The 23,979-nt window shown below is 38.0% G+C and carries 22 protein-coding genes; 1 reads left to right on the top strand and 21 read right to left on the bottom strand.

All coding sequences use genetic code 11. From position 1 onward, the window contains the following. Window positions 1–65: 65 nt before the first annotated feature. The 13 genes from ftsY to ACIQ38_RS05220 all read right to left on the bottom strand — a co-directional run bounded on the left by ftsY (window position 66) and on the right by ACIQ38_RS05220 (window position 14,994). Window positions 66–1,088: a signal recognition particle-docking protein FtsY gene (ftsY, locus tag ACIQ38_RS05280; protein ID WP_402818989.1), complete on the bottom strand. Its 1,023-nt coding sequence runs from the start codon at window positions 1,086–1,088 to the stop codon at window positions 66–68. Window positions 1,089–1,102: 14 nt separating this feature from the next. Then, entirely contained in the window at window positions 1,103–4,657 is a 3,555-nt protein-coding gene (gene smc, locus ACIQ38_RS05275) for a chromosome segregation protein SMC (protein ID WP_402818986.1), read from the bottom strand. Between the two features lie 3 nt (window positions 4,658–4,660). Next, window positions 4,661–5,419, bottom strand: coding sequence for a ribonuclease III (gene rnc / locus ACIQ38_RS05270; RefSeq protein ID WP_402818984.1), 759 nt, complete (start codon window positions 5,417–5,419; stop codon window positions 4,661–4,663). 145 nt (window positions 5,420–5,564) lie between these two features. After that, window positions 5,565–5,801 (bottom strand): acyl carrier protein, encoded by a 237-nt coding sequence (gene acpP / locus ACIQ38_RS05265; protein ID WP_142537734.1) that lies wholly within the window; start codon window positions 5,799–5,801, stop codon window positions 5,565–5,567. A gap of 57 nt (window positions 5,802–5,858) precedes the next feature. Then, a complete protein-coding gene (fabG, locus tag ACIQ38_RS05260; RefSeq protein WP_402818981.1) occupies window positions 5,859–6,605 on the bottom strand; it encodes a 3-oxoacyl-[acyl-carrier-protein] reductase in 747 nt (248 codons plus the stop codon). Then, window positions 6,598–7,548 (bottom strand): ACP S-malonyltransferase, encoded by a 951-nt coding sequence (gene fabD, locus ACIQ38_RS05255; RefSeq protein ID WP_402818978.1) that lies wholly within the window; start codon window positions 7,546–7,548, stop codon window positions 6,598–6,600. The genes fabG and fabD overlap by 8 nt, the downstream gene beginning before the upstream one ends. Beyond that, window positions 7,541–8,536, bottom strand: coding sequence for a phosphate acyltransferase PlsX (gene plsX, locus ACIQ38_RS05250; protein WP_402818975.1), 996 nt, complete (start codon window positions 8,534–8,536; stop codon window positions 7,541–7,543). The genes fabD and plsX overlap by 8 nt, the downstream gene beginning before the upstream one ends. 16 nt (window positions 8,537–8,552) lie before the next feature. Then, window positions 8,553–9,119 (bottom strand): transcription factor FapR, encoded by a 567-nt coding sequence (fapR, locus tag ACIQ38_RS05245; RefSeq protein ID WP_402818972.1) that lies wholly within the window; start codon window positions 9,117–9,119, stop codon window positions 8,553–8,555. 95 nt (window positions 9,120–9,214) lie between these two features. Further along, complete coding sequence (gene recG, locus ACIQ38_RS05240; protein WP_402818969.1) at window positions 9,215–11,263, bottom strand: ATP-dependent DNA helicase RecG; 2,049 nt, start codon at window positions 11,261–11,263, stop codon at window positions 9,215–9,217. Continuing rightward, complete coding sequence (gene sdaAA, locus ACIQ38_RS05235) at window positions 11,253–12,152, bottom strand: L-serine ammonia-lyase, iron-sulfur-dependent, subunit alpha (RefSeq protein WP_402818967.1); 900 nt, start codon at window positions 12,150–12,152, stop codon at window positions 11,253–11,255. The genes recG and sdaAA overlap by 11 nt, the downstream gene beginning before the upstream one ends. 12 nt (window positions 12,153–12,164) lie before the next feature. Then, a complete protein-coding gene (gene sdaAB, locus ACIQ38_RS05230) occupies window positions 12,165–12,827 on the bottom strand; it encodes an L-serine ammonia-lyase, iron-sulfur-dependent subunit beta (protein WP_402818964.1) in 663 nt (220 codons plus the stop codon). A 132-nt stretch (window positions 12,828–12,959) separates the two neighbouring features. Next, the gene (locus ACIQ38_RS05225; RefSeq protein ID WP_402818961.1) at window positions 12,960–14,615 is read right to left on the bottom strand and encodes a DAK2 domain-containing protein; all 1,656 of its coding nucleotides are present in this window, start codon (window positions 14,613–14,615) and stop codon (window positions 12,960–12,962) included. A gap of 16 nt (window positions 14,616–14,631) precedes the next feature. Beyond that, window positions 14,632–14,994 (bottom strand): Asp23/Gls24 family envelope stress response protein, encoded by a 363-nt coding sequence (locus ACIQ38_RS05220; RefSeq protein WP_402818958.1) that lies wholly within the window; start codon window positions 14,992–14,994, stop codon window positions 14,632–14,634. Between the two features lie 319 nt (window positions 14,995–15,313). Here ACIQ38_RS05220 and rpmB point away from each other — a divergent pair, with 319 nt between their 5' ends. Beyond that, complete coding sequence (rpmB, locus tag ACIQ38_RS05215; RefSeq protein ID WP_142537723.1) at window positions 15,314–15,502, top strand: 50S ribosomal protein L28; 189 nt, start codon at window positions 15,314–15,316, stop codon at window positions 15,500–15,502. A 689-nt stretch (window positions 15,503–16,191) separates the two neighbouring features. Here the strand turns inward: rpmB and ACIQ38_RS05210 are convergent. From ACIQ38_RS05210 to def, 8 genes are read right to left on the bottom strand one after another with little or no spacing between them, the layout of a single operon-like run. Beyond that, the gene (locus ACIQ38_RS05210; protein ID WP_402818954.1) at window positions 16,192–16,848 is read right to left on the bottom strand and encodes a thiamine diphosphokinase; all 657 of its coding nucleotides are present in this window, start codon (window positions 16,846–16,848) and stop codon (window positions 16,192–16,194) included. Then, a complete protein-coding gene (gene rpe, locus ACIQ38_RS05205) occupies window positions 16,845–17,513 on the bottom strand; it encodes a ribulose-phosphate 3-epimerase (RefSeq protein ID WP_402818951.1) in 669 nt (222 codons plus the stop codon). Before rpe ends, ACIQ38_RS05210 begins: the two co-directional genes overlap by 4 nt. 2 nt (window positions 17,514–17,515) lie before the next feature. After that, complete coding sequence (gene rsgA / locus ACIQ38_RS05200; protein WP_402818948.1) at window positions 17,516–18,397, bottom strand: ribosome small subunit-dependent GTPase A; 882 nt, start codon at window positions 18,395–18,397, stop codon at window positions 17,516–17,518. Window positions 18,398–18,409: 12 nt separating this feature from the next. After that, the gene (pknB, locus tag ACIQ38_RS05195) at window positions 18,410–20,404 is read right to left on the bottom strand and encodes a Stk1 family PASTA domain-containing Ser/Thr kinase (protein ID WP_402818945.1); all 1,995 of its coding nucleotides are present in this window, start codon (window positions 20,402–20,404) and stop codon (window positions 18,410–18,412) included. A 2-nt stretch (window positions 20,405–20,406) separates the two neighbouring features. Further along, the gene (locus ACIQ38_RS05190) at window positions 20,407–21,144 is read right to left on the bottom strand and encodes a Stp1/IreP family PP2C-type Ser/Thr phosphatase (protein WP_402818942.1); all 738 of its coding nucleotides are present in this window, start codon (window positions 21,142–21,144) and stop codon (window positions 20,407–20,409) included. Window positions 21,145–21,200: 56 nt separating this feature from the next. After that, entirely contained in the window at window positions 21,201–22,550 is a 1,350-nt protein-coding gene (gene rsmB / locus ACIQ38_RS05185; RefSeq protein ID WP_402818939.1) for a 16S rRNA (cytosine(967)-C(5))-methyltransferase RsmB, read from the bottom strand. After that, window positions 22,547–23,488, bottom strand: a complete 942-nt coding sequence (gene fmt, locus ACIQ38_RS05180) for a methionyl-tRNA formyltransferase (protein WP_402818936.1) — start codon at window positions 23,486–23,488, stop codon at window positions 22,547–22,549. The genes rsmB and fmt overlap by 4 nt, the downstream gene beginning before the upstream one ends. Then, entirely contained in the window at window positions 23,485–23,973 is a 489-nt protein-coding gene (gene def / locus ACIQ38_RS05175) for a peptide deformylase (RefSeq protein WP_402818933.1), read from the bottom strand. The genes fmt and def overlap by 4 nt, the downstream gene beginning before the upstream one ends. Window positions 23,974–23,979 lie beyond the last annotated feature (6 nt).

The following is a 23,979-nucleotide window of genomic DNA, read 5'->3' as shown; positions in this document are numbered from 1 at the left end:
TCTCCCTACCATTTTGAATGGTCTTTCTCTAGTTTAGTAATAGAAAATACAACTGTCAAGTATTTTTACTTGTCTTCTTCATTTTCACTTTCATGCTCTAAGCCTTCTGCGAAAAGTCCATATACATATTTCTCAGCATCAAATGGTTGCAAGTCATCCATTTGTTCCCCCAGACCAACGAATTTTACTGGTATATGCAACTTCGTGCGAATCGCTAATACGATACCACCTTTTGCCGTGCCATCTAACTTCGTTAATACAATACCTGTAACATTTGTTGCTTCTTTAAACGTTTGTGCTTGCACTAATGCATTTTGCCCGGTAGTAGCGTCTAATGCCAATAATACTTCATGTGGAGCGTCCGGTATTTCCCGAGAAATAACGCGATGAATTTTTTCTAATTCATTCATTAAGTTTACTTTGTTTTGAAGTCGACCAGCAGTATCGCATATTAATACATCTGCATTTCTTGTTTTCGCTGCTCTAATGGCATCATACATAACTGCAGCAGGATCTGAACCTTCTGCTTGTTTGATCACTTCCACACCTACTCGGTCGCCCCAAACTTGCAGTTGGTCAATTGCTCCTGCACGGAATGTGTCTCCTGCAGCAAGCATTACTTTTTTGCCCTCACCTTTTAGACGATGCGCAAGTTTTCCGATTGTAGTTGTTTTCCCTACACCATTTACTCCGACAAATAAAATAACAGATAATTCCTCTTCTTCCAGTTGCAAATCTGTTATATTTTCATCGCCTGCTTCATAAATTTCAACTAGCTTTTCAGAAATTACTGACTGGATCCCTGCAGTATCTTTTATATTTTTACGCTGTACTTCAAAACGTAATGCCTCCATAAGCTCGTCTACCGTTTCAAAACCAACGTCTGCTTGTAGTAAAATTTCTTCTAGTTCTTCGAAAAACTCTTCATCTACTTTGCGGTACTTTGCGACTAAATCATTTACTTTAGAGGTAAACTGGTTTCTCGTTTTAGCTAATCCTTCTTTAAACTTATTCGTAATCGTAACCGTCTCTTGGACTTCTTCCGTTGTACCAAGCATTTTCTCTTTTAACTTTTTAAAAAAACTCATTCAACTAAACTCCTTTACGTCACTAATTGTTCTTCTAGTTTAACAGAAACTAATTTTGAAATTCCGGACTCTTGCATTGTAATACCATACAACACATCCGCGCCTTCCATCGTACCTTTTCTATGTGTGATAACGATAAATTGCGTATTGTGACTAAACTTCTTCAAATACTCACTATAACGCGTGACATTTGCTTCGTCTAGCGCCGCTTCTACTTCATCCAGAATACAAAATGGAACTGGTCTTGTGTGAAGAATTGCAAACAGCAACGCAATCGCTGTAAGCGCGCGCTCCCCACCTGATAACAAGGAAAGGTTTTGCAATTTCTTTCCTGGAGGCTGTGCGATTATATCAATACCTGTATCCAACAAAGAAGTCGGATCTGTGAGTATTAAATCAGCCTGACCACCACCGAACAATTCGCGGAACACTACTTTAAAATGCTTCTGTATATCATGGAAAGTCGTTTCAAAACGAATTGTCATCTCTTCGTCCATCTCTTTAATCACTTCATGCAATGTTTCTTGTGCAGATAGCAAATCTTCTCTTTGTTCGGTCAGAAATGCATGGCGTTCACTCACTTGCTCGAATTCTTGAATAGACCCTAAATTAATCGGTCCTAATTCCTCAATAGAAAGTTTCAGTAGCTTCACTTTCTTACGAGCCGAATCTTCTTCCAGCGTAAATGGATAATCACGCTCTGCTTCTTCTAGAGTCATGTCATATGTTTCTTCTAAATGTTTTTGTAAAGTATGCATCTCTACTTCTAACTTGCTTAACTTGATTTCCAAATCTCGCTCTACATTTGTATGAAGATTTGCCTCATTTTGTACTTCTTTTAACGCGTGTTCCAATTTACTTATTTGGTGAACAAGGTCCAGCCTATTTGTTTTAGCCGCTTGAATTTGTTCCACTAAATGATCTTTTTTGTCTTTCAGTTGACCAATCAGTACCACCAGTTCTTCCGCAGTAGTACCACCTTGTTCATCATTTTCATACCAGGCAATTTCTTTTTGTAATGTGGCCACTTTTTGGGTACTCGTTAAAATAGAGCTTTCTAGCTGAACTTTTTCTTTTTCTTGCTGAGAAACTTGTTCGTTTACGACAGCAATTTGGGATAATAGCTCCCCAAGCTCATTTTGAAACTTGTCTTTTTCCTCAATGGATTGTTGTTTCAACAATTGGAGTTGATCAATCGTTTGCGTAATGGTAGCTAATGATTCCTTAATCTCCGCATTTCTTACCGCTGTTTGTTCTTTTTTACGCACTAGGTTCTCTTGCAAATGATTTTTTTCCGTTTTTTCCTCATCGTACTCTAGTAATTGATGGGTCAGTCGGGAAATGATGGCTGCACATTCTCTCGTTTCAGAAAGCAGTCTATGCTCTTCTCCTCGTAATGTTTCACCAGCAAGTCGAGTTTCCTCCAACTCAATTTTTAACTGCTGCACTTCTTGTTTTCTAGAAGAAACAGCTTTTTCCGCTTGGTAAACAGACTTTTCTAGTTCAATTAGCTTGTCATTTAATTGGTCCAGCTCCGCTTTTCGAGTAAACAGTGAAGATTGCTGTTTAACAGATCCACCAGTGAGGGAACCGCCCGCATTTACAACGTCTCCATCCAACGTGACAAATCGGAATTTATATTGCAAACGAGACGCCATTTCATTGGCACCTTTTAAGTCTTTTGCAATAATAATATTTCCAAGTAAGTTTTCCACAATAATTTGATAGCCATCACTGTAATTGACAAGCTTATCCGCTGTATTGACATATGATGGGTGCTCACTAATCGAAGCTAGTGTATGCTCGTTTAATTTACGGGATTTCATGACTTGGAGCGGTAAAAATGTTGCTCTACCAACCCTTTTCTTTTTTAACCATTCAATCGCCTTGCGGGCATCTTGGCTCGTATCGGTAATAATATGCTGGGATTGTTGGCCAATAGCCGTATCGATTGCATTCATGTACTCATGTGGTATTTGGATTAGTTCTGCTACTGCCCCATGAATACCTTGTAATTCTTTTTTATCTCTTGCTTTTAATATTTCTTTTACTCCTTGGAAAAATCCGGAGAACTCGGACTCCAACTCTTCTAATGAATCTTTTCTAGCTTGCATTTGATGTTTCATTTGATACGCTTTTTGTAGCATCGTTTGTTGATCTTCAAATGTTGTTTCTAAACGTTCCGATGTTTCCCGTTTCTGTGCATAGTCTCGTAGTTTTTGTTCTAATTCTTTTTGGCAAGTTGCTAGCAATTTGTCTAGTTCTTGTTTACGGGACGTCAGTTTTTCAAGCTCTTCTTTTATGTCACGGTAGTCTTCAATCATTTTTTCCGAAGAAACATGTTCAAAATGCAATTGCTGCTCCATATGCTTCATTTCATTTTTCATCGTTGCTTCTTCGTTTAACAAATCGATATAAGTGCTTTTTAACTCTTCTATTTCGTCTTCTACTTCTGAAGCCGATTTACTTAATACAAGATCGATTTGATGCTTTTTAGCACGAAGCTCTTTTAACAGAATTTGTTTTTCTGATTTGGAAATATTATTTTCTTTTAATTGTTGCTCAAAAGAAATAAGTCTTTCTTGTTCTTCTTGTAGTGTATTTCTTAGTTGTGAAATTTGCTGACTTGCATTATGTTGCTTTTCTGCAAGTAAAAGCTTGCGACCTTCTAAACGTTCTAATTCAGAACTTGTCTCTACCAATTCACTTTGTTCCGAATCTAACTTTTCATCTATCTGAGTCATTGTTTTGCGGTCTTTTTGGACAGAAGTTTCCATCGTATGAATTTGTTCTAAAAGTGCTTTTTTTGTTTCTTCCATTGCTTGTAATTTACTATGTAATGTAGCGTTTTCTTGAACATATAATCGTAAATCATGTGCAATTACAGCAATCTCAATACCTTTTAGCTCTTCGGACATTCTCAAATAATCGGATGCAAGAGAAGACTGAATTTGCAAAGGCTCCATACGACCGTCTAATTCATGCAATATATCTAAAACACGGTTCAAATTATCGTCCGTCTCGATTAGTTTAAATTCAGCTTTCTTTTTTCGCTGTTTGTATTTTAGTACTCCAGCAGTTTCTTCAAAAATAGTTCTTCTATCTTCCGGACGACTATTTAAAATTTCATCGACACGACCTTGGGAAATAATCGAAAAAGCTTCTTTTCCAAGACCAGAATCCATAAACAAGTCCGTAATATCCTTTAATCTACATGTTTGTTTGTTCAATAAATATTCGCTATCACCAGACCTGAAAACCCTTCTAGTAACATTAATTTCTGCAAAATCAAGCGGAATTAAGTTATCCGAGTTATCCAGTATTAATGTAACTTCTGCAAAGTTTAACGCTTTTCTAGAATCACTTCCCGCAAAAATAACATCTTCCATTTTCGCACCACGAAGTGATTTAGCGGATTGTTCTCCTAATACCCATCGTATTGCATCCGTTACATTACTTTTCCCACTACCATTTGGACCGACAACCGCTGTAACACCGGGTACAAAATCTATGCCAATTCGATCTGCAAATGATTTAAAACCAATAATTTCCAATCTTTTAAGGAACAATTATTATTCCCCCTGTTCTTGATCCTTTATTGCAAGTATTGCAAGTCTTGCCGCCTGTTGCTCTGCTTCTTTTTTAGAACGACCTTTTCCTATTCCTAATTCTTTTGCATTTAGTAGGACGCGCGAAACAAACGTGCGATTATGTGCAGGTCCTGTTTCCTCTACAATTTCATAGCTAAGTGTCCCATTATTATGTTGTTGAATAACTTCTTGTAACTGACTTTTATAATCCATCACATGCGAAAAAGCACCGAGCTCTATTTTCGGAAAAACAATTTTTTCTAGAAAGGAGACGACTTCGTCTAATCCCTGATCCAAGTATAATGCACCTACAAACGCTTCAAAAACGTCCGCAAGTAATGCTGGTCTTTCTCGTCCGCCTGTTAGCTCTTCTCCTTTTCCAAGCAATACATATTGACCAAAATCTAACTCATTGGCAAATAACACGAGCGAAGGCTCACAAACGATTGCTGCACGGAGCTTTGTTAACTCTCCCTCACTCATCATCGTATATTGCTGAAACAAATATTGAGAAACGGATAACTCTAGCACGGCGTCACCAAGAAATTCTAAGCGTTCATTATCGGCAAAAAATTTCCGTCGATGCTCATTCACATAGGATGAATGGGTAAAGGCTTGATACAATAGTGCTGGATTATTAAAATGAATTTGAAAATGTTGCTGAAATTGCTCAAACTTTTCTTTGACATTTTCAGAGAATACTGTTTTTCTTGTATGATTATTTTTACGATTTACTTTCATGAATAATCTGCCTTCCTCACTTTTTTCGCTTTGTCATGTATGCTTTTAAGTTTACCTGTTTATAAAGCATTGTGCAAAAAGAAATAGAGACGCCCTGCCCTTATTCACTTGGAATAAGTAGGACGTCTCTTTTCGCTATTTGTCATTAGCTTTGTTTACTTTCAATATAGCTAACTGCACTACCTACAGTTGAAATGTTTTCAGCATCTTCATCTGAAATTTCCATATCGAACTCATCTTCCAGTTCCATTACTAATTCAACTACATCTAGGGAGTCAGCACCTAGATCATCACGGAAAGATGCTTCTAGTTTCACTTCGCTCTCGTCTACACCTAGACGATCAACGATTACTTTTGTTACGCGTTCTAATACTGTTGACACATTAGTCACCTCCCCTCAATGATTATACAAAATTATCCCTGCTAATGAAAGAGGAGATTACATGAACATTCCACCATTTACATGTAGTGTTTGCCCAGTAATATAGTTTGCATCATCCGACGCTAAAAAAGCAACTGCTTTTGCAATATCTTCGGTGTTACCGAACTTAGCAAGCGGGATTTGACTTAGCATTTGTGATTTTACTTCTTCTGGAAGCGCGTCTGTCATATCGGTTGTGATAAATCCTGGAGCAACCGAGTTCACTGTAATATTACGACTTGCAAGTTCTAATGCTGATGTTTTAGTTAATCCAATAACACCCGCTTTTGCCGCTACATAATTCGCTTGTCCTGGATTTCCAGATACACCAACGATGGATGTAATATTAATAATACGACCAGCACGTTGTTTCATCATTTGTCTTGTGACAGCTTTTGTACACAGGAACACACCTTTTAAATTCGTATTAAGTACATCATCCCATTCCTGTTCTTTCATACGCATCAGTAAATTATCACGGGTTATACCTGCATTATTTACTAAAATGTCAATGGATCCGAATTGTTCTAATGTAGCACTCACCAATTCTTTAATATCTTCTGACTGATCGACATTTGCTTGAAACGCAAATGCTTCGCCACCAAGTGCTTTAATTTCTTCTACTACTGCTTCTGCTTTTTCCTTGCTTCCACTATAATTCACCGCAACTTTTGCACCTTCTTTTGAAAGATATAAGGCTATATCTTTTCCAATCCCGCGAGATGCACCTGTTACGATTGCTGATTTCCCGTCTAATTTACCCATTTTTATTCCCTCCTAACAAGTCTATTACTTGATGCAATGATTCCTCATCATGTACGCAATAAGTAGTAACAGAACGATCGATTTTTTTCACTAATCCACTGAGTACTTTACCTGGTCCACATTCGATAAATGTAGTTACGCCTAGTTCGATCATTTTCCCGACTGATTCTTCCCATCGAACAGGTGAATAAAGCTGCTCCACTAATAAGTTTTTAATAGTCGCACTTTCAGTTACCGGAAGTGCTGTTACATTCGATATAACTGGTGTGTCTGCTTCTTTTAAATCAATCGAAGAAATGGCAGCATCTAATTTAGCTGCTGCTGGTCGCATTAACTCCGAATGGAACGGTCCGCTAACTACTAGAGGAATTGCTCTTTTGGCACCAGCTTCTTTTGCTTTTACAGAAGCTTCTTCCACTCCAGCTGCAGTTCCAGAAATAACGATTTGACCAGGGCAGTTTAAGTTAGCTACTTGCACAGTTTCACCATTTGCAGATACTTCTTTCGTTACTTCGATTAAGGACTCTTTATCTAACCCTAAAATAGCAGCCATTGCCCCTTCACCAGCAGGTACTGCTTCATTCATAAAAAGACCTCTTTTATGCACTAATAAAACAGCATCTTCAAAGCTTAGTACACCTGATGCAACAAGTGCGGAATACTCACCTAAACTGTGACCAGCCGTATAATCAGGTGAAATTCCTGCGGCAAGCAATTGTTTTGCCACCATTGTACTAGTCGTAAGCAAAGCAGGTTGTGCATTGTATGTTTTTGTCAATTCCTCCGCAGGACCTTGTAACATAATGTTCGATAAAGAAAATCCTAACACTTCATCTGCTTGATCGTAATACTTTTTACTTTCTTCATTTGTTTCGATCAGTTCTTGCCCCATCCCAACCGATTGGGAACCTTGTCCTGGAAAAATAAATGCAATTTTAGTCATTGGATAATTCCTTTCGTAACGTACTTTGAATAATTCCACACACATCGTACTCCACCATTGTTCTTGCTTGACGGATTGCATGGAAAATAGCGTTCGCATTGGATGAGCCATGCGCTTTAATAACAGGTGCTTTTAAGCCAAATAATCCAGCCCCGCCATACTCTGTGTAGTCCAACTTGTTTTTCAATCCACGAAGCTGGTCTTTTACTAATAAAGCGGAGAGTTTTGTTTTTGTAGAAGTATTAAACGCTTCTTTTAGCAATGTAAAAATACTTGATGCAGTACCTTCAATTGTTTTCAACACCATATTACCTGTAAAACCATCTGTTACTACAACATCCGCAACACCATTTAATAAATCGCGAGACTCCACATTGCCAATAAAGTTAATCGGTGCATTTTTCAATAATTCGAAAGCAGCTTTTGTTAGCTCGTTTCCTTTAATATCTTCTGTACCGATATTTAATAGCCCAACACGAGGATTTGCAATGCCACGTACTTTTTCAGCATAGACACTCCCCATAACTGCGAACTGCTCTAAGTGCTCCGGCTTTGCGTCTGAATTCGCCCCTAAATCGAGCATGACAAATCCTTGGCCATCAAGCGTGGGTAATGTCGGTGCTAAAGCCGGTCGATCTACTTGATCAATACGTCCAACAACAAATAAACCAGCAGCCATCAAAGCCCCTGTATTTCCAGCCGAAACACATGCATCTGATTCACCGTTTTTCACAGATTCAGCCATTTTAACTAAGGAAGAGTTTTTCTTTCTTCGAATAGCGCGGACTGGTTCATCCGTCCCAGAGATTACCTCATCTGTATGGATCACTGTTAATCGTTCATGTGCTGTAAGGAGAGAAGCTAGCTTTTGTTCATCCCCGTATAACTGGATTTCAATATCATCAAAAGCTTGTAGCGCTTCATATACACCTTTTACAATTTCATGCGGGGCATTATCTCCACCCATTGCATCAATGGAAATTTTCATTTGTCATCACCTTTATTTAAGACTTTGTCACACGGTACATACTAAATTGTCCGATAAAAACAGTATCATTTTCTACTTTACTAGTCACTTCTATTAGCGTGCTATTTTTTTCAGTATCACTTGATAACACGACAGCCTTTGCAATTACTCTATCCCCTGCTTTGACAGGTTTCACAAACGTAATGGTAGATTTTCGAGTAAGAGCTAGTTCATCATTTATCACTGCTACCGCCAAAGAATTTGCTTGGGCAAACAAATGATGTCCCCTTGCAATGCCATTTCTTGCAAATACATGATCTTGTGTAATATCCAATATAGAAATAGCTTGTTTGTCCAAATCAATATCAATAATTTCTCCAATTACCTCATTTAGCGGAAGTGACTTCACTTCTTCCCCAAAATTATGTGCCGCTACTGATTTTATACGTTCACGTAATTCCGGTATAGATAACTCCATTCGATCAAGACGAATTGTTTGAACGCTTACGTTGAATGTCGAAGCTAATTTTTCATCTGTGATAAATGGATTTTTATCTAATGTCTCTAGAAGTAGTTGTTGTCTGTCTTTTTTAGTGTATTTCATCCAATCACCACCATTTTAGCACTTGGTACTAATATCAGTATATAAATATTAAAAAAAGAATGCAAGAATAGATTTCCATCCTTCTTGCATTCTTCTTAATCGATACGTTCTCCGTCTAGTGCTTTCGAATCAATGAGAATCGCCCTGAGCGCTTCCATTTCTTCAGACTTCCAAAAATCATCCGAATTTAACAGCTTTTCGGCATCTACCTTTGCTGTATTAAGCGCTCGATAATCATGTACAAGATCCGCCACCTTAAATTCTGGTAGCCCACTTTGTTTACGACCGAAAAAATCTCCAGGACCCCTTAGCTCTAAATCTTTTTCCGCCAAAACGAACCCATCATTCGTCTCGGTCATAGACATCATTCGTTCTTTACCTTCTTCTGATTTTGGATCTGCAAGTAAGATACAGTAGGACTGATGCTCCCCTCGTCCTACTCGTCCCCTTAACTGGTGAAGCTGCGCAAGGCCAAACCGTTCCGCATCGAAAATAATCATAAATGTTGCGTTTGGTACATTCACTCCAACTTCCACAACCGTTGTAGAAACAAGTACCTTCACTTCCCCATCTGAAAAACTACGCATCACTTCATCTTTCTCATCCGGATGCAGGCGACCATGCATCAAGCCAACTGAATAATCATTACCAAGTTCTGTAGCCATCATATTGTACACATCGACAGCATTTTGAACATCTAGTTTTTCGGACTCTTCGATAAGCGGACAAATTATATAGGCTTGTCTTCCTTTTGTCAGTTCTGCTTTTAAGCGTACAATCAATTTATGAAGCTGTTCCTGCTTCATCCAATATGTATCAATTTTCTTACGCCCTGCAGGCATTTCGTCAATAATCGAGACGTCCATTTCTCCAAAAGCAGTAATCGCCAAAGTTCTTGGTATCGGAGTTGCCGTCATAAACAATACATCGGGATTTTCGCCTTTTTCTTTTAACACTCTTCGTTGTTCGACACCGAATCGATGCTGTTCATCCGTAATTACTAAACCAAGCTTTTTAAAGGTCACATCTGGCTGAATTAATGCATGAGTTCCGATTAATAAATCGATATTCCCGGCTTCTAGATTTTCTAGTACTGCGCGACGTGCTTTTGCTTTTGTCGACCCTGTAAGAAGCGCAATTTTTATCCCAATTGGCGCTAACCATTCATCTAAAGAGCTGGCATGTTGTTCGGCTAAAATCTCCGTCGGCGCCATAAGTGCACCTTGATATCCAGCTGTTATTGCAGCATACAAACAAATAGCCGCTACAATCGTTTTACCTGAACCTACATCTCCTTGTAGTAAGCGATTCATTCGATGCGGTTCTTTTAAATCTCGGCAAATTTCATTGACGACTCTTTTTTGTGCGTTCGTTAGTTCGTATGGCAATGTTTCTATTAATTTTTTCAGTTTATCATTATCAAATGCAATACTATTCCCAACGTTTTGTTCTTTGCGTACTTTTTTGATTGCTTGCATTTTCAATTGAAAAACAAGCAGTTCCTCGTACACAAAACGTCTGCGAGCATTTTTCGAATGATCTACATTTTGTGGGAAATGAATACCTTCTAACGCTTCTGATATATTAGGTAGCCGATAAGACATTCGGATGGATTCCGGCAAGGGATCTGTTAAGCATCCATTCACTTCATCTAACGCTTGTCGCATAAATTTACGAAACACTTTTTGGTTAATAGATCCTTTTAAAGAATAGACAGGTTCAAAGTCCTGTTGATCCGTTTTTGGACCAGCTGAAAAAGTAGACACATTAATAACCTGCCTACCTCTATCCCATTTCCCAGTTACCGTAACGATAGATCCTGGAATTATTTTATTTTTTAAATAGGCTTGGTTAAAAAATACCGCTTTTATGAGATGCTGTCCTGCAAGTATTCGGACTTGCATACGTGATTTTTTAGGTCCTAAAAAAAGGAGGGAAGGTTCACTTTCGACCCTTCCTTCTACCGTGACACGCTCATTATGTGGGGTTTCTGCTATATTTTTTAATCGAAAATCCTCATGCCGATATGGAAATGTCATCACTAAATCTTCTAATGTCACAATTCCAAGTTCTTGTAATGCGTTAGCAGTTCCACTTCCCACTCCTTTTAAGGAAGTTACTAACCCATCTTTTTTAGTTTCCACTACTTACAACTGCTCCACCGAATATTTTTGCTTCTAACCATTTTCCAGTAGGAGTTGCAGCTAGCCCGCCTTGAGCTGTTTCTTTTAAAGCTGTTGGCATTGTTTGCCCAATTTTGTACATCGCATCAATGACTTCATCACAAGGGATACGGCTAGTAACACCTGCAAGCGCCATATCAGCAGCTACCAATGAATTCGACGCACCCATAGCATTTCTTTTTACACAAGGAACTTCTACTAAACCTGCTACTGGGTCACAAACTAAACCGAGCATATTTTTTAACGTTATCGCAAATGCAGTAGAGCTTTGTTCCGGTGTACCACCAGCCATTTCTACAATTGCAGCTGCAGCCATTCCTGCTGCTGATCCTACTTCCGCTTGACAGCCACCCGCTGCACCAGAAATTGAGGCATTATTGGCAACAACAAATCCAAAAGCACCCGCATTAAACAAATAGCGAATCATTTGTTCTCTCGTCGGATTTAATTTATTTTTCACCGCAAACAAAGTACCTGGCACAACTCCAGCAGAACCTGCTGTTGGAGTTGCACAAATTGTTCCCATTGCTGCGTTCACTTCGTTTGTAGCTACTGCTTTACTAACAGCATCTAACATTAATTCACCAGATAAAGTGTTTCCTTTTTTCATATAATCTTGAAGAAGTACTGCATCTCCTCCCGTTAATCCAGAAGTAGAGCGTACGCCATTAAGACCTTTTTCTACAGCTTCTTCCATGACAGTTAAATTACGTTCCATTTGCGTCATAATTTCTTCTCTGGAACGGCCTGTGATTAACATCTCTTGCTCAATCATGATTTCCGAGATTAGTTTTTGTTCTTTATTTGCTCTATCTACTAACTCGCGCACATTATGAAATAACACATCCATATGACATCCTCCTTAATCTGCTATTCTCGTTACTTGCGTGATATTTGGTAATTTCCCAATTTCCTCAAGTACATCTTCATCTACCGTTTGATCCACTTCTATAACCATTAACGCCATATTTCCTTTTTCTTTTCGAGAAACTTCCATATGACCAATATTAATATCGTACTTCGCCAAGCAGTTAGCCACATTTGCAATACATCCAGATCGGTCTTCGTGCACAACTAAAATGGCTGCTAAATTACCTGAAAGTCGTAGCGGAAAACCGTTTAACTCAGTAATTTCTGTTTTCCCACCACCAATAGAGATACCAACCATAGACATTTCCTGCTTGCCATCTCCAATAACAATACGTGCGGTATTCGGATGCTCTGTATTTGCTGTCTCCGGTATAAATTCAAAGGTAAGTCCAGCTTTTTTAGCATCTTCAAATGCCGTTTTAATGCGTTCATCAAATGTATCATAATCGAGCAATCCGCCAATTATTGCTACGTCTGTACCATGTCCTTTATACGTCTCAGCGAACGATCCGTACAAATGTATTTTTGCCCATGTAGGTTGTTTTCCAAATAAATCTCTTGCCACTCGACCAATTCGTGCTGCTCCTGCCGTATGGGAAGAAGACGGTCCAATCATAACGGGTCCAATTATGTCAAAAACGGATTTGAATTTCAAAGCATAGACCTCCAGTTAACTATATATTTATTCTCTATTTTACACTTAAAATACGAATTAAACAAAAGGATAAAATTTCATCTCTTTTGCGCAGAAAAAAACCACGGGTCTTGTCATTCCCGTGGCATCTTATTACTCGACTGATAAAATATATGGATAAAGAGGTTGTTTACCATTGTAAACTTCCACTTCCACATCTTCAAATTGCTCTTCAATAAATGCAGCAAAATCATTTGCTTCTTCTTCCGAAACACCTTCGCCATAAATAACAGTTACGATTTCTGATTCTTCATCAATCAATGCTTTTGCCAGGCTCGTAGCAGATGCTTCTCTAGAAGGATTCGATAAAATAATTTTACCTTCTGCAAGTGCCATGAAGTCATCTTTTTTAATTTCCACACCATCAATAGATGTGTCACGAACAGCAAATGTAACTTGACCTGTTTTGACATGTGCAAATGCGTTCGTCATATTTTTTTGGTTTTCTTCCACAGTTGCTTGCGGATTAAATGCTAGGATAGCTGCCATTCCTTGTGGGATTGTTTTGGTCGGAACAACTGCAGCTTCGATCCCTAGTACTTCTGCAGCTTGCTCAGCAGCCATTATAATATTTTTGTTGTTTGGTAAAATGAGCACACGTTCAGCTCCGACAGCTTCAATCGCTTTCACAATATCTTCCGTAGAAGGGTTCATTGTTTGACCACCTTCGATGACTGCAGATGCGCCTAAACTTTTCAGTAGTTCAGATACGCCACTTCCCATTGCAACTGTAACAACTGCATATGGATGAACTTCAGCTTTTTCGACAGGTGCTTCTTTCGTATATCCTTCGCCGACGATTTCAGTATGCTGCTCGCGCATATTTTCAATTTTTATTTTGATCAAATCACCATATTGTTGACCATATGTTAATACGTCACCTGGTGTTTCAGAGTGAATATGGATTTTCGCTACTTCCTCATCCGAAATAACTAACAAAGAATCACCGAATGCACTTAAATCATTTCGAAATTGTGTTTCATCAAATGCTTTTTTCCCTTCTTCTAAACGAACCATAAATTCGGTACAAAAGCCAAATTCGATATCTGCTGTATCCATAAACCCTTGTACACTTTTATGGTGTTCTGCACTTACTAAATCGTCCATCGAAGAAGCGACCGTTTTTTCAGGAAGCGCTTCCCCTCTTAAGCTAGCTAAAAAACCTTCATAGACGAAAACAAGCCCTTGCCCACCACTATCTACTACCCCTACTTCTTTTAACACTGGCAATAAATCTGGTGTTCTGTTTAACGATTGTTTCGCTTCTTCTACAATCGCTGCCATTAATGTAGGAATATCATCTTCTGTTTCGCTTACTTCCACAGCTTTTTTCGCTGCATCTTTTGCTACTGTTAGAATTGTTCCTTCGACAGGTTTCATTACCGCTTTATAGGCAGTTTCTACCCCATAGTTCAACGCTTGTGCAAATTGTTTAGCAGTTAACGTTTCAAGATTTTCTACTGATTTTCCAAAACCTCTAAATAGTTGAGATAAAATAACGCCCGAGTTTCCACGTGCACCCATAAGTAACCCTTTAGATAGAGCTTGTGCTGTTTTTCCGATATGCTCACCTGCATGTGCTGCAGTTTCTTTTGCACCAGAAGTCATAGAAAGATTCATATTTGTTCCTGTGTCACCATCCGGGACTGGAAATACGTTCAGTGCATCTACATAATCTGCATTTTGAAAAAGATGATGTGCTCCCATCTTGACCATATCTGCAAATTGAATACCATTGATTAATTTCATTATGTTCTCTCCTTATTTACACGTTTGCCACGCGAACTCCTTGTACATAAACATTTACGGATTCCACGGACATTCCAAGAGATTTGTTCAGTGTATATTTCACTTTCGATTGTACTTGATAAGCTATTTCCGAAATTTTCGATCCGTAACTTACAATTATATACATATCAATATGTAAATGTTCTTTCTCTTGTCTGACTACTACACCTTTTGTGAAGTTTTCTTTTCCTAATATATCTGTTAGTCCGTCTCTTATTTGGTGCTTTGATGCCATACCGACTATTCCATAGCACTCAATCGCAGCACCACCAGCAATTTGAGCAACAACATCTGGTGATATATCAATTTGTCCGAATTCGTTTTTCAATTCAATTGACATGTTGAAACCTCCCAAGTCTTTTTGACTACCCTTTATTGTACTACACCCATAGAAATTATAAAAGAAACGTTTCTTTTCGTCTATAGATTCACTGTTTGGGGATAAAGTGTCGCAGTGACTGCTGTGATAAACTTTCCCTATAGTGAACACTATTTAGCTGTGTCCAGTCAGTTATATAGCTTCATCTACATTTGAATGTCTGTAAAGGTTTTTTTCTTGATAAGACTTGCGCATAATAAAAGTCTGTGGTAAATTATTAAAGTATGTGAAATATCGAACTGAAAAATCTTTCAGCTTCTTTTAAGAGGAGGAAAATATAATGCCAAAAGTATGTGCAATCACTGGGCGTAAAGCTCGTACTGGTAATGCTCGTTCACACGCTATGAACGCTAACAAACGTACGTGGGGAGCTAACCTTCAAAAGGTCCGTATCCTTGTAGATGGTAAACCTAAACGTGTATGGGTTTCTGCTAGAGCTTTAAAATCAGGAAAAGTAGAGCGCGTTTAATCGCCCTCATAAATAATGCCAAGCTGACAATTGTCAGTTTGGTATTTTTTATTTTAATTAAAATTAGTACAAAGCTACGAATCGCACCACACCGGGTTGTAACAAACATAAGCTTAAGAAAAAAGCGCAAGTCTTTGTCTCCAAACAATATAGCAAGCGAATGATGCACATAATAAGAATAGTAAGTCTTACGGCAAAGTATTGGCTCTTTAAAGATTAGAAAATAATATCAATTAATAAATACCCAACGTAGCAGCAGTTACGCACAGCATTGACTAGAACAAGTAGCAGTCATCGTCGTCTCACTTCAAGTTAACTTGCTATTATTAGAATTAGTTGCTTTCGCGCTAATTTGGTTGCATTCGGAATCGAATTAGTTGCTTTCAATAAAAGATTAGTTGCCCTTAGCCATTTATTGGATTAAAAATGCCGAAAAGTTTTAATTGAATTTATTTTTAGCAATTCAATACTGGGTAAGTAAGCAATTTACTTTGCACTTTCCCTATAATGTGTTCGATATAAAAAAGCATACCTTAAATTATAAAAAAATGACCCCAATACATATGGAGTCATCAAGGTCTTTCATTTCTTCACTTCTTCTCTTTTAAACAGACGGATACAAACTTTCATCAAACTACTAACGGATTTAGGCAATCTAAATGTGTAGACCTTCACACAATTCCTCCCTTTTAGTCACTGCTTCTTATCATTAAACATATGCCAGTTATAAAAGAGATAGTACTTGTTCGTCCTTTAACTTCATTACTCGTGAATTTTGTATTGCCTACCGTAATATTTTCTTCTGTAACATTATATAAAAAACCTGTTAAAGTAATTTTTTCCACTGTTTCGCCGAAAGAAAAAAAGGAAATATATTTATAATGGTCGTCTTGCTCAATTTCATAAGTTCCTGGAAACAGAAATTGGATGATGTTTTGATTATTTTGAATGGAGAAATGAATATCCGGATGGTCCATTTGAAAACGACAAATATCATGTAAGCACGCTTCATAATGATCTAATCGGCCCCCGGTAACTCCTGTCAATATAATTTCGTCTGTTGCATATGTAAGAGCTTTTTGAAGTGCAATATGGGTATCCGTCTCATCTTTTTCTACTGGTAGCGTGGTAACTTTACTTACTCGTTGCTGAACTAATTGAAATTCTTCTGTCGTAAGTGAGTCGAAATCACCGATAATTTCGGTAGGTGTGATACCTTTTTCCAATAAATGCAAAGCACCTCGATCCGCACCAATATAAACAGTCTCTTTTTCCAAAAGAGGAAGCTGTTCAAAATCAACAACTTCCTCTACTGGACCTCCAGAACAAACAATTACTCGGTTCATTTCGAAAGTACACTCAAACCTGCTTCTTTAATCGTTTGCAAAGCTTTTCCTTTATCTGGTGCATTGTAAATAGCAGATCCTGCCACTAAAACAGTAGCTCCGGCTTCGACGCAAGGTTTAATCGTTTCTTCATTAATACCGCCATCGATTTCAATCTCGATAGAAAGATTTCTTTCTAGAATAATATCTGCAAGTTGTTTCACTTTTGGAACGACCGAGTGAATAAACTTTTGCCCGCCAAATCCCGGATTTACCGTCATAAAGAGCACCATATCAATATCTTCTAACACATGTTGAATAGACTCAACAGGGGTATGCGGATTTAAGACGACTCCTGGCTTAACGCCAAAAGAACGGATCAATTGGATTGTTCGGTGTAAATGAGGACAAGCTTCCACATGCACCGTAATATAATCAGCACCCGCTTTTGCAAATGCTTCAATGTATTGATCCGCATTTTCAATCATTAAATGCACATCTAGTGGCAAAGTTGTTAGTGGACGTAATGCCTCTACAACGATTGGTCCCATTGTAATATTCGGAACAAAATGACCATCCATCACATCGATATGAATTAGGTCTGCCCCCGCTTTTTCAACTTCTAATACTTCTTCTCCCAGTTTCGCAAAATTTGCTGCTAAAATGGATGGAGCTATTTTCACCATAATCAGTACCTCGGCTTTCTTTCTAATATTTCATCTAAAAACTGTAAATAATGTTTATAACGATACTCTTTAATATCTCCCGTTTCTACAGCATCTTTGACAGCACATTTCGGTTCTTTCACATGCATACACTCTCTAAACTTGCACGAATCTTGTTTTTCGACGAATTCCGGAAAACATTTAGACAGTTCTTCTTTTTCCATCAGATCAAATTCGAACGAACTAAAACCTGGTGTGTCAGCAAGTAAACCATCACAAACTTCGATCAGCTCAACATGCCTTGTCGTATGTTTCCCTCGTCCTAGTGCACTAGAAATCACACCTGTTTTTAAATCTAAGGAAGGTAAAATCGTATTTAATAACGTCGATTTCCCAACACCTGATTGCCCTGCAAGCACGGTTGTTTTATCTTTTAATAGTGGTGCTATTTTCTCGTCAAAGGATGGATCATCTTTAAAAGTCATTAATACTTGATAACCGATTTGTTCATAGTCCTTTATATAAGTATCCATCTTTTTTTCCATTTGTTCGTCCATTAGATCACTTTTCGTTAAACAAATGATCGGCTCGATATAAAATGATTCTAACACTACTAAAAAGCGATCCAATAGGATTGTATTAAAATCTGGTTCTTTTATCGAAAATACTAATATTGCTTGGTCAATATTAGCTATTGGCGGGCGAACTAAGTTATTTTTACGCTCGTGAATGACTGTAATGGTACCGTCATTCTCTCCGTCCACTGTATAATCTACGAAATCACCTACTAAAGGAGATTCTCCTCTATTTCTGAAAACTCCTCTAGCGCGGCATTGAATGATCTTTCCATCATCGTATACGTAATAAAATCCACTTAATGCTTTTCTTATCTGACCTTGTGGCATCCGAAGCCTCCTTTAAATATCGTCATAGGCAATCGTTTCATGTGCAATTTCAGTTGAATTCACCATCACACGATAAACTGCTTTTTGCCCTTCACTTATTTCTAATTTAAGTTGTCTTTCCGTAGTTTCAGTTAAAAGAAACTCCTCAGCTGGTTCTTCAAGCGACCTTGTCTTATCTTGAATATAAATACGCACAACTTGTGGTATTACTTCTATTTCGCCTTCTTGTTCTTCATCCTCAGAATCTTCTCCACTTGGATTCGGTTGTTGATATGGAATCGTAATTGTTTTGGCAAAGAATTTCGTTGGCTTTTCTTTTGGCCCGTCTGAAATGGTGACTTCTATCGTACTACCTGGTGCTACTTTGGCATTCGGTTTGGGATCTTGCCTAATAACATTTCCCTTTTGAATGGTATCATGGTTTTCTTTGCCAACTATTTTTATTTTAAATCCAGAAGACTTTTCTGTATCCTTTAATGCTTTTTCATTGTAATTTGTTAAATCATTAACAGTTCTTAAGTCAGGACCTTTACTTACGACAAATTTTAATATCGTTTCGTCTGGAATAATTTCTGTACCACCGACTGGTGATTGTTCTAAAATCGTTCCAGCAGGTTTCGAATCGAATCTTTCTTCATCATCATCAATATCAAGCAATTGCTGATTTTGAAGTAGTGTTCTCACTTGATCAATATCTTGTCCTACATAATCTCCAATTGCAGATGTCTCTTTACCAGATGAGACAAAGAGATGGATCTCCGTATCTTTATCTCTCATTTTTCCTGCTTCCGGTGATGTCCGAATAACATGGTTCTCTTCTACTTCTTCGTTAAACTCTAATGTTTGCTCTCCAATTTTAAAACCATTCGCTTCCAATTCCTCTATTGCAGCTTCAAGTTCTAAATTGGATACGTCTGGCACTTCAATTTTTTTAGGTCTAAACATTCCTGGAAATACAATAATAACTAACAGTGCAAGCACTACGATACTTGCTATGATCGCACCAATAATCTTTCTTTTTTTCTTTTTACTTTTCGGCTTTACCTCTTCTATTACCTCTGAGGTTGGCACTGCCATTTTTTTCGTGTCGGAAACTTCTTCAAAAGAAACGGGTTCTTTAATAACAGGTAGAACTTTGGTTGCATCATCATCCAAGGCAACAACAAACTTCGCCTCCTCCGCTCTTTCCGGGGATAGGGCTGTTGCTAAATCCGCTTCCATTTCTTCTGCACTACGATATCGATTTTTTTGATCTTTTGCAGTTGCTTTCAATACAACGTTTTCTAAACTTTGCGGTATAGCTGGATTAATGGCACGAATAGATGGCGTTTCCGATTGCAAATGCTTTAATGCAATCGATACAGCTGATTCCCCGGAAAATGGGAGTTGTCCAGTCAACAGCTCAAACATGACAATCCCTAAAGCATAAATGTCAGATTGGTTTGTAGCTGTTCCCCCACGTGCTTGTTCTGGCGATAAATAATGGACCGTCCCTAGTACAGAATTCGTTTGAGTAAAAGAAGTGGCACTAAGGGCCATCGCAATCCCAAAGTCTGTTATTTTAATATTTTCTTCTTCATCCAGCAAAATATTTTGTGGCTTAACATCCCGGTGAATAATATGGTTATTATGTGCATTTGCAATAGCGGAAGTAAGCTGTTTCATAATCGTTACTGATTTTTTAGGTGAAACGGGAGCATTCCGTTGTATGTATTGTTTTAATGTTTCCCCTTTCACATACTCCATGACAATATAGTGAATATCCCCATCTTCGCCAACATCGAATATATTCACTATATTTGGGTGTGTAAGGCTTGTTGCAGATAGTGCTTCTCGTTGAAATCTTCGGTGCAATTCTTCTTCATTCGAAAAATCATAACGTAAAATTTTGATCGCCACATCACGGTCTAAAATCATATCATGTGCCAAATAGACATTGGACATGCCGCCTCCACCAATCATTTCAAGCAACTTATATCTGCCGCTTATTCGTTTACCTATTAACATCCTTACACCTCCTTATCACGGTTTGATAGTAAGATCAATGAAATATTATCTTCCCCACCAGATTGATTTGCTTCCTCTACTAATTGACTCGCTTTTTGTTCGAGTGTTTTATCCGAATATAGGAGAGATTGTATAAAAGCTTCACTAAGTTTATTGCTTAATCCATCTGAACAAAACAGAAAATAAGAGTCCGGCAAAAATGCTACTTCGTAAAAATCTGGTTGTATCGTTTGTTCCGTACCAACTGCTTTCATTAATACATTTTTCTTTGGATGTGTCTTCGCCTGTTCTTCACTAATTTCCCCTGAATCGATTAATACATTTACATAAGAATGATCCCGTGTTATTTGTTTTACTTTTTCTTTTGTAATTTGATAAACACGACTATCCCCGACATGAGCGATAATTCCTTTATGCTTGTCAAATAGTCCAGCGATTAATGTCGTCCCCATTCCTTCACACCCAGCAGTTATGGAAGAGTGCCTAGCAATGGATTGGTTAATCGTTTGGAATGTGTAAGTGAGCCAATCTTTAGCCTTGATAACAGCAGGATTATACGTTTTAAAATACTTTTTGAACTCAGATATAGCTAATTCACTTGCCACATCTCCGGCATTATGACCACCCATACCATCTGCAACAACCGCAAGTATTCGATGATCATCGCGGACGAACACATCCACCCGGTCCTCATTTACGGTCCTTTTCAAACCGACATCTGTTTCAACAACGAACTTCATTTCTTCCATCACCTCTTTTTAAATGAAAAGAAAAAACAATTTTTCTTTTTAGAAGCTTACCTCTTCTTGAAAATTGCAACAAAAAATCCATCACTTCTTAAATCTTGCGGGAATAGTTGGAGCATACCTTCTTGTTCCTGTTCTTTGATATTTTTAATAACGTTCGGAAACGGCTGAAGTTCCATATCAGGATGCGCTTCTAAAAATAATTTGGCTGTTCCCTCGTTTTCTTCCCGATCTACTGTACAAGTGCTATAAACTAACAGTCCATCTCGTTTTAAAAGCTTGTATGCCTCATCTAATAGTTTTAGCTGGATTGGCTTAAGCGTCGCAAAATCTTTTTCGTTTTTTGTATATTTAATATCCGGTTTACGCTTCATTACCCCTAAACCACTACATGGCGCATCAACCAATATACGATCAAAGATTTCAGCTTCATATACTTCTGAAGATTTACGCCCATCCATTTGCACTGTTTCGATAAAGTCAAAACCGAGTCTAGCTGCATTTTCTTTTACTAGCTTTAACTTATGTTCATGAATATCCAACGCTACAAGTTTTCCGGTATTACGCATTTTCTCCGCAATATGCGTTGTTTTTCCTCCTGGTGCTGAGCACATATCTAGCACTGTCATTCCAGGTTCTGCTTGAAGTGCGTAAGCCGGAATCATTGAACTTTCATCTTGAATTGTGACGAAACCTTTTTGATAAGCAGTCGTTTTCGCAGCTTGCCCATTGAACAAATAAATACATTCCGGAATTACTTCACTTTGCGCAACGACATATCCTTCTTGTGTCATTAAATGCAATACTTGTTCCACTGTTCGTTTAAATAAATTCACACGAAGCGTCGTCACAGGTTGCTCATTATTTTCCTTGAGCATTTTCGCTGTTGTTTCAAAGCCATACTCTGAAACAAATCGTTTCACCATCCATAGGGGATGACTTGTTTCAATCGAAAGACGTTCCAATTCGTCTGTTATTTCTTCTGTCGAACGAACACCTTCTCTTAATATAGAACGAAGAATTCCATTTACTGCTCCTGAAATTCCTTTATGTCCTCTTCTTTTCGCAATATTCACCGCTTCATTTACCGCAGCATGATCTGGAATTCGAGATAAATAATGAATTTGATATAAAGACAGACGAAGTAATTGTTTAACCCAATCATCTAACTTCCCTTTAATGAATGGTTCTAAATAATAGTCTAATGTCATTTTATATTGCAATGTTCCATATGTTAACTCGGTTAATAATGCACGGTCTTTGTCATCGATTTTATATTTTTCAATCGTTTGATGTAATAATAAGTTGCTATAGGCTTGTTGTTTTTCAACGGCCATTAGTATATTGAGTGCTGCATCTCGAACATTACCTGTCCAAATTTTTTCTTGTTTTTTTGTCATTCAAATATATCCCCTATTCGCAATTTCGAACCAACGCCACGCAAATAATCTTCTGCGGTCATTTTCTTTTTTCCAGCTGGCTGTAATTCATCTATTCGAATTGCTTCTTCCAATCCTGTTTGTACGACAAAATAATCCGATTCAATTTTCACAACAGTTCCTGGTAATTCTTTTGACTTTGCTTGTATTGTATCTGCTTTCCATACTTTCACCGTCTGGCTTTCTAACGTTGTATATGCAACTGGCCATGGATGTAACCCCCGAATTTGGTTGTGTATATCTAACGCCGATTTGTTCCAATCGATTCTTTCTTGCTCTCGTGAAATATTTCTAGCAAACGTTACTTGTGACTCATCTTGCTTTACCCGATTATTTGTTTTCGAAATGATCGAAGGTAAAGTTTCTTTTAATAAATCAGAACCGACTTTGCTTAACTTATCAAAAAGTAAGCCTGTATCGTCCGTATGTGCAATTGGGATTTCACTTTGAGAAATAATATCTCCAGCGTCTAGCTTTTCTTCCATATACATAATCGTTACGCCCGTTTTGTCTTGCCCATCAATAATCGCTTGGTGAATCGGTGCTCCTCCGCGGTATGCTGGTAATAGCGATGCATGTACGTTAATACAACCAAGTTCCGGAGCATCAAGTAATTCTTTCGGTAATAGTTGACCAAATGCCGCTGTCACGATCAAATCTGGAGCTAACTTAATAATTTCTTCGAGTTCTGGTGAACCTTTCAGCTTGTTCGGTTGGATGACTGGTAGCCCCAGTTTAACTGCTTCTTCTTTAACAGGCGGAGCAGTTAGCACTTTTTTTCTTCCTACTGGGCGATCCGGCTGTGTCACTACAGCTTGTACATTATAGCCTTCTTCAACGAGCATTCGTAAGATGGGTGCTGAAAATGCAGGTGTCCCCATGAAAATAATATTTGTCATGCTTCTTCCTCCTCATTTTCTAATTCCTCTAAATCTACATAACGAATCACTTTAGTTGTAAATAAAACTCCATGTAAATGATCGATTTCATGTAAAATAGCTCTTGCTTCATAGTCCTCTGCTTCTAGTTCATATAATGCGCCATCACGATCTTGCGCTTCTACTTTCACATAAAATGGACGTTCTACTTCTCCATATATATCTGGAAAGCTTAAACAACCTTCTACTTCTATTTCAGATCCGCCAATCTGCACGACTTCAGGGTTAACCATCTCTATTACTTCTTGTCCTTCCCCAAGATCAACAATTGCCACTTGAACCGTTTCCCCAACTTGTGGTGCTGCGATTCCAATTCCATCAGAAGCAATCATTGTGTCGTACATATCATCTAGTAGTGTTGCTAATTTTTCGTCAAAAACTGTGACTTCTCGACATTTCGTCGTCAAAATTTCATTTGGGTGTGTAATAACTGGTCTAATTGCCATGTAAAT

Origin of the sequence: Psychrobacillus sp. NPDC096389 (assembly GCF_044762855.1) — a bacterium.
GTDB lineage: Bacteria > Bacillota > Bacilli > Bacillales_A > Planococcaceae > Psychrobacillus.
The sequence above is the reverse complement of the archived record's forward strand: the minus strand, read 5'-3'. Positions and strand labels throughout refer to the sequence as shown.

What these genes read in the sequence shown, in the direction of transcription:
- ftsY (WP_402818989.1), bottom strand. Translation starts at nt 1,088, where the DNA reads ATGAGTTTTTTTAAAAAGTTAAAAGAGAAAATGCTTGGTACAACGGAA.
- rnc (WP_402818984.1), bottom strand. Translation starts at nt 5,419, where the DNA reads ATGAAAGTAAATCGTAAAAATAATCATACAAGAAAAACAGTATTCTCT.
- fabG (WP_402818981.1), bottom strand. Translation starts at nt 6,605, where the DNA reads ATGGGTAAATTAGACGGGAAATCAGCAATCGTAACAGGTGCATCTCGC.
- fabD (WP_402818978.1), bottom strand. Translation starts at nt 7,548, where the DNA reads ATGACTAAAATTGCATTTATTTTTCCAGGACAAGGTTCCCAATCGGTT.
- plsX (WP_402818975.1), bottom strand. Translation starts at nt 8,536, where the DNA reads ATGAAAATTTCCATTGATGCAATGGGTGGAGATAATGCCCCGCATGAA.
- fapR (WP_402818972.1), bottom strand. Translation starts at nt 9,119, where the DNA reads ATGAAATACACTAAAAAAGACAGACAACAACTACTTCTAGAGACATTA.
- sdaAA (WP_402818967.1), bottom strand. Translation starts at nt 12,152, where the DNA reads ATGGATGTGTTATTTCATAATGTGCGCGAGTTAGTAGATAGAGCAAAT.
- ACIQ38_RS05225 (WP_402818961.1), bottom strand. Translation starts at nt 14,615, where the DNA reads ATGAAATTAATCAATGGTATTCAATTTGCAGATATGGTCAAGATGGGA.
- ACIQ38_RS05220 (WP_402818958.1), bottom strand. Translation starts at nt 14,994, where the DNA reads ATGTCAATTGAATTGAAAAACGAATTCGGACAAATTGATATATCACCA.
- rpmB (WP_142537723.1), top strand. Translation starts at nt 15,314, where the DNA reads ATGCCAAAAGTATGTGCAATCACTGGGCGTAAAGCTCGTACTGGTAAT.
- ACIQ38_RS05210 (WP_402818954.1), bottom strand. Translation starts at nt 16,848, where the DNA reads ATGAACCGAGTAATTGTTTGTTCTGGAGGTCCAGTAGAGGAAGTTGTT.
- rpe (WP_402818951.1), bottom strand. Translation starts at nt 17,513, where the DNA reads ATGGTGAAAATAGCTCCATCCATTTTAGCAGCAAATTTTGCGAAACTG.
- rsgA (WP_402818948.1), bottom strand. Translation starts at nt 18,397, where the DNA reads ATGCCACAAGGTCAGATAAGAAAAGCATTAAGTGGATTTTATTACGTA.
- pknB (WP_402818945.1), bottom strand. Translation starts at nt 20,404, where the DNA reads ATGTTAATAGGTAAACGAATAAGCGGCAGATATAAGTTGCTTGAAATG.
- ACIQ38_RS05190 (WP_402818942.1), bottom strand. Translation starts at nt 21,144, where the DNA reads ATGAAGTTCGTTGTTGAAACAGATGTCGGTTTGAAAAGGACCGTAAAT.
- rsmB (WP_402818939.1), bottom strand. Translation starts at nt 22,550, where the DNA reads ATGACAAAAAAACAAGAAAAAATTTGGACAGGTAATGTTCGAGATGCA.
- fmt (WP_402818936.1), bottom strand. Translation starts at nt 23,488, where the DNA reads ATGACAAATATTATTTTCATGGGGACACCTGCATTTTCAGCACCCATC.
- def (WP_402818933.1), bottom strand. Translation starts at nt 23,973, where the DNA reads ATGGCAATTAGACCAGTTATTACACACCCAAATGAAATTTTGACGACG.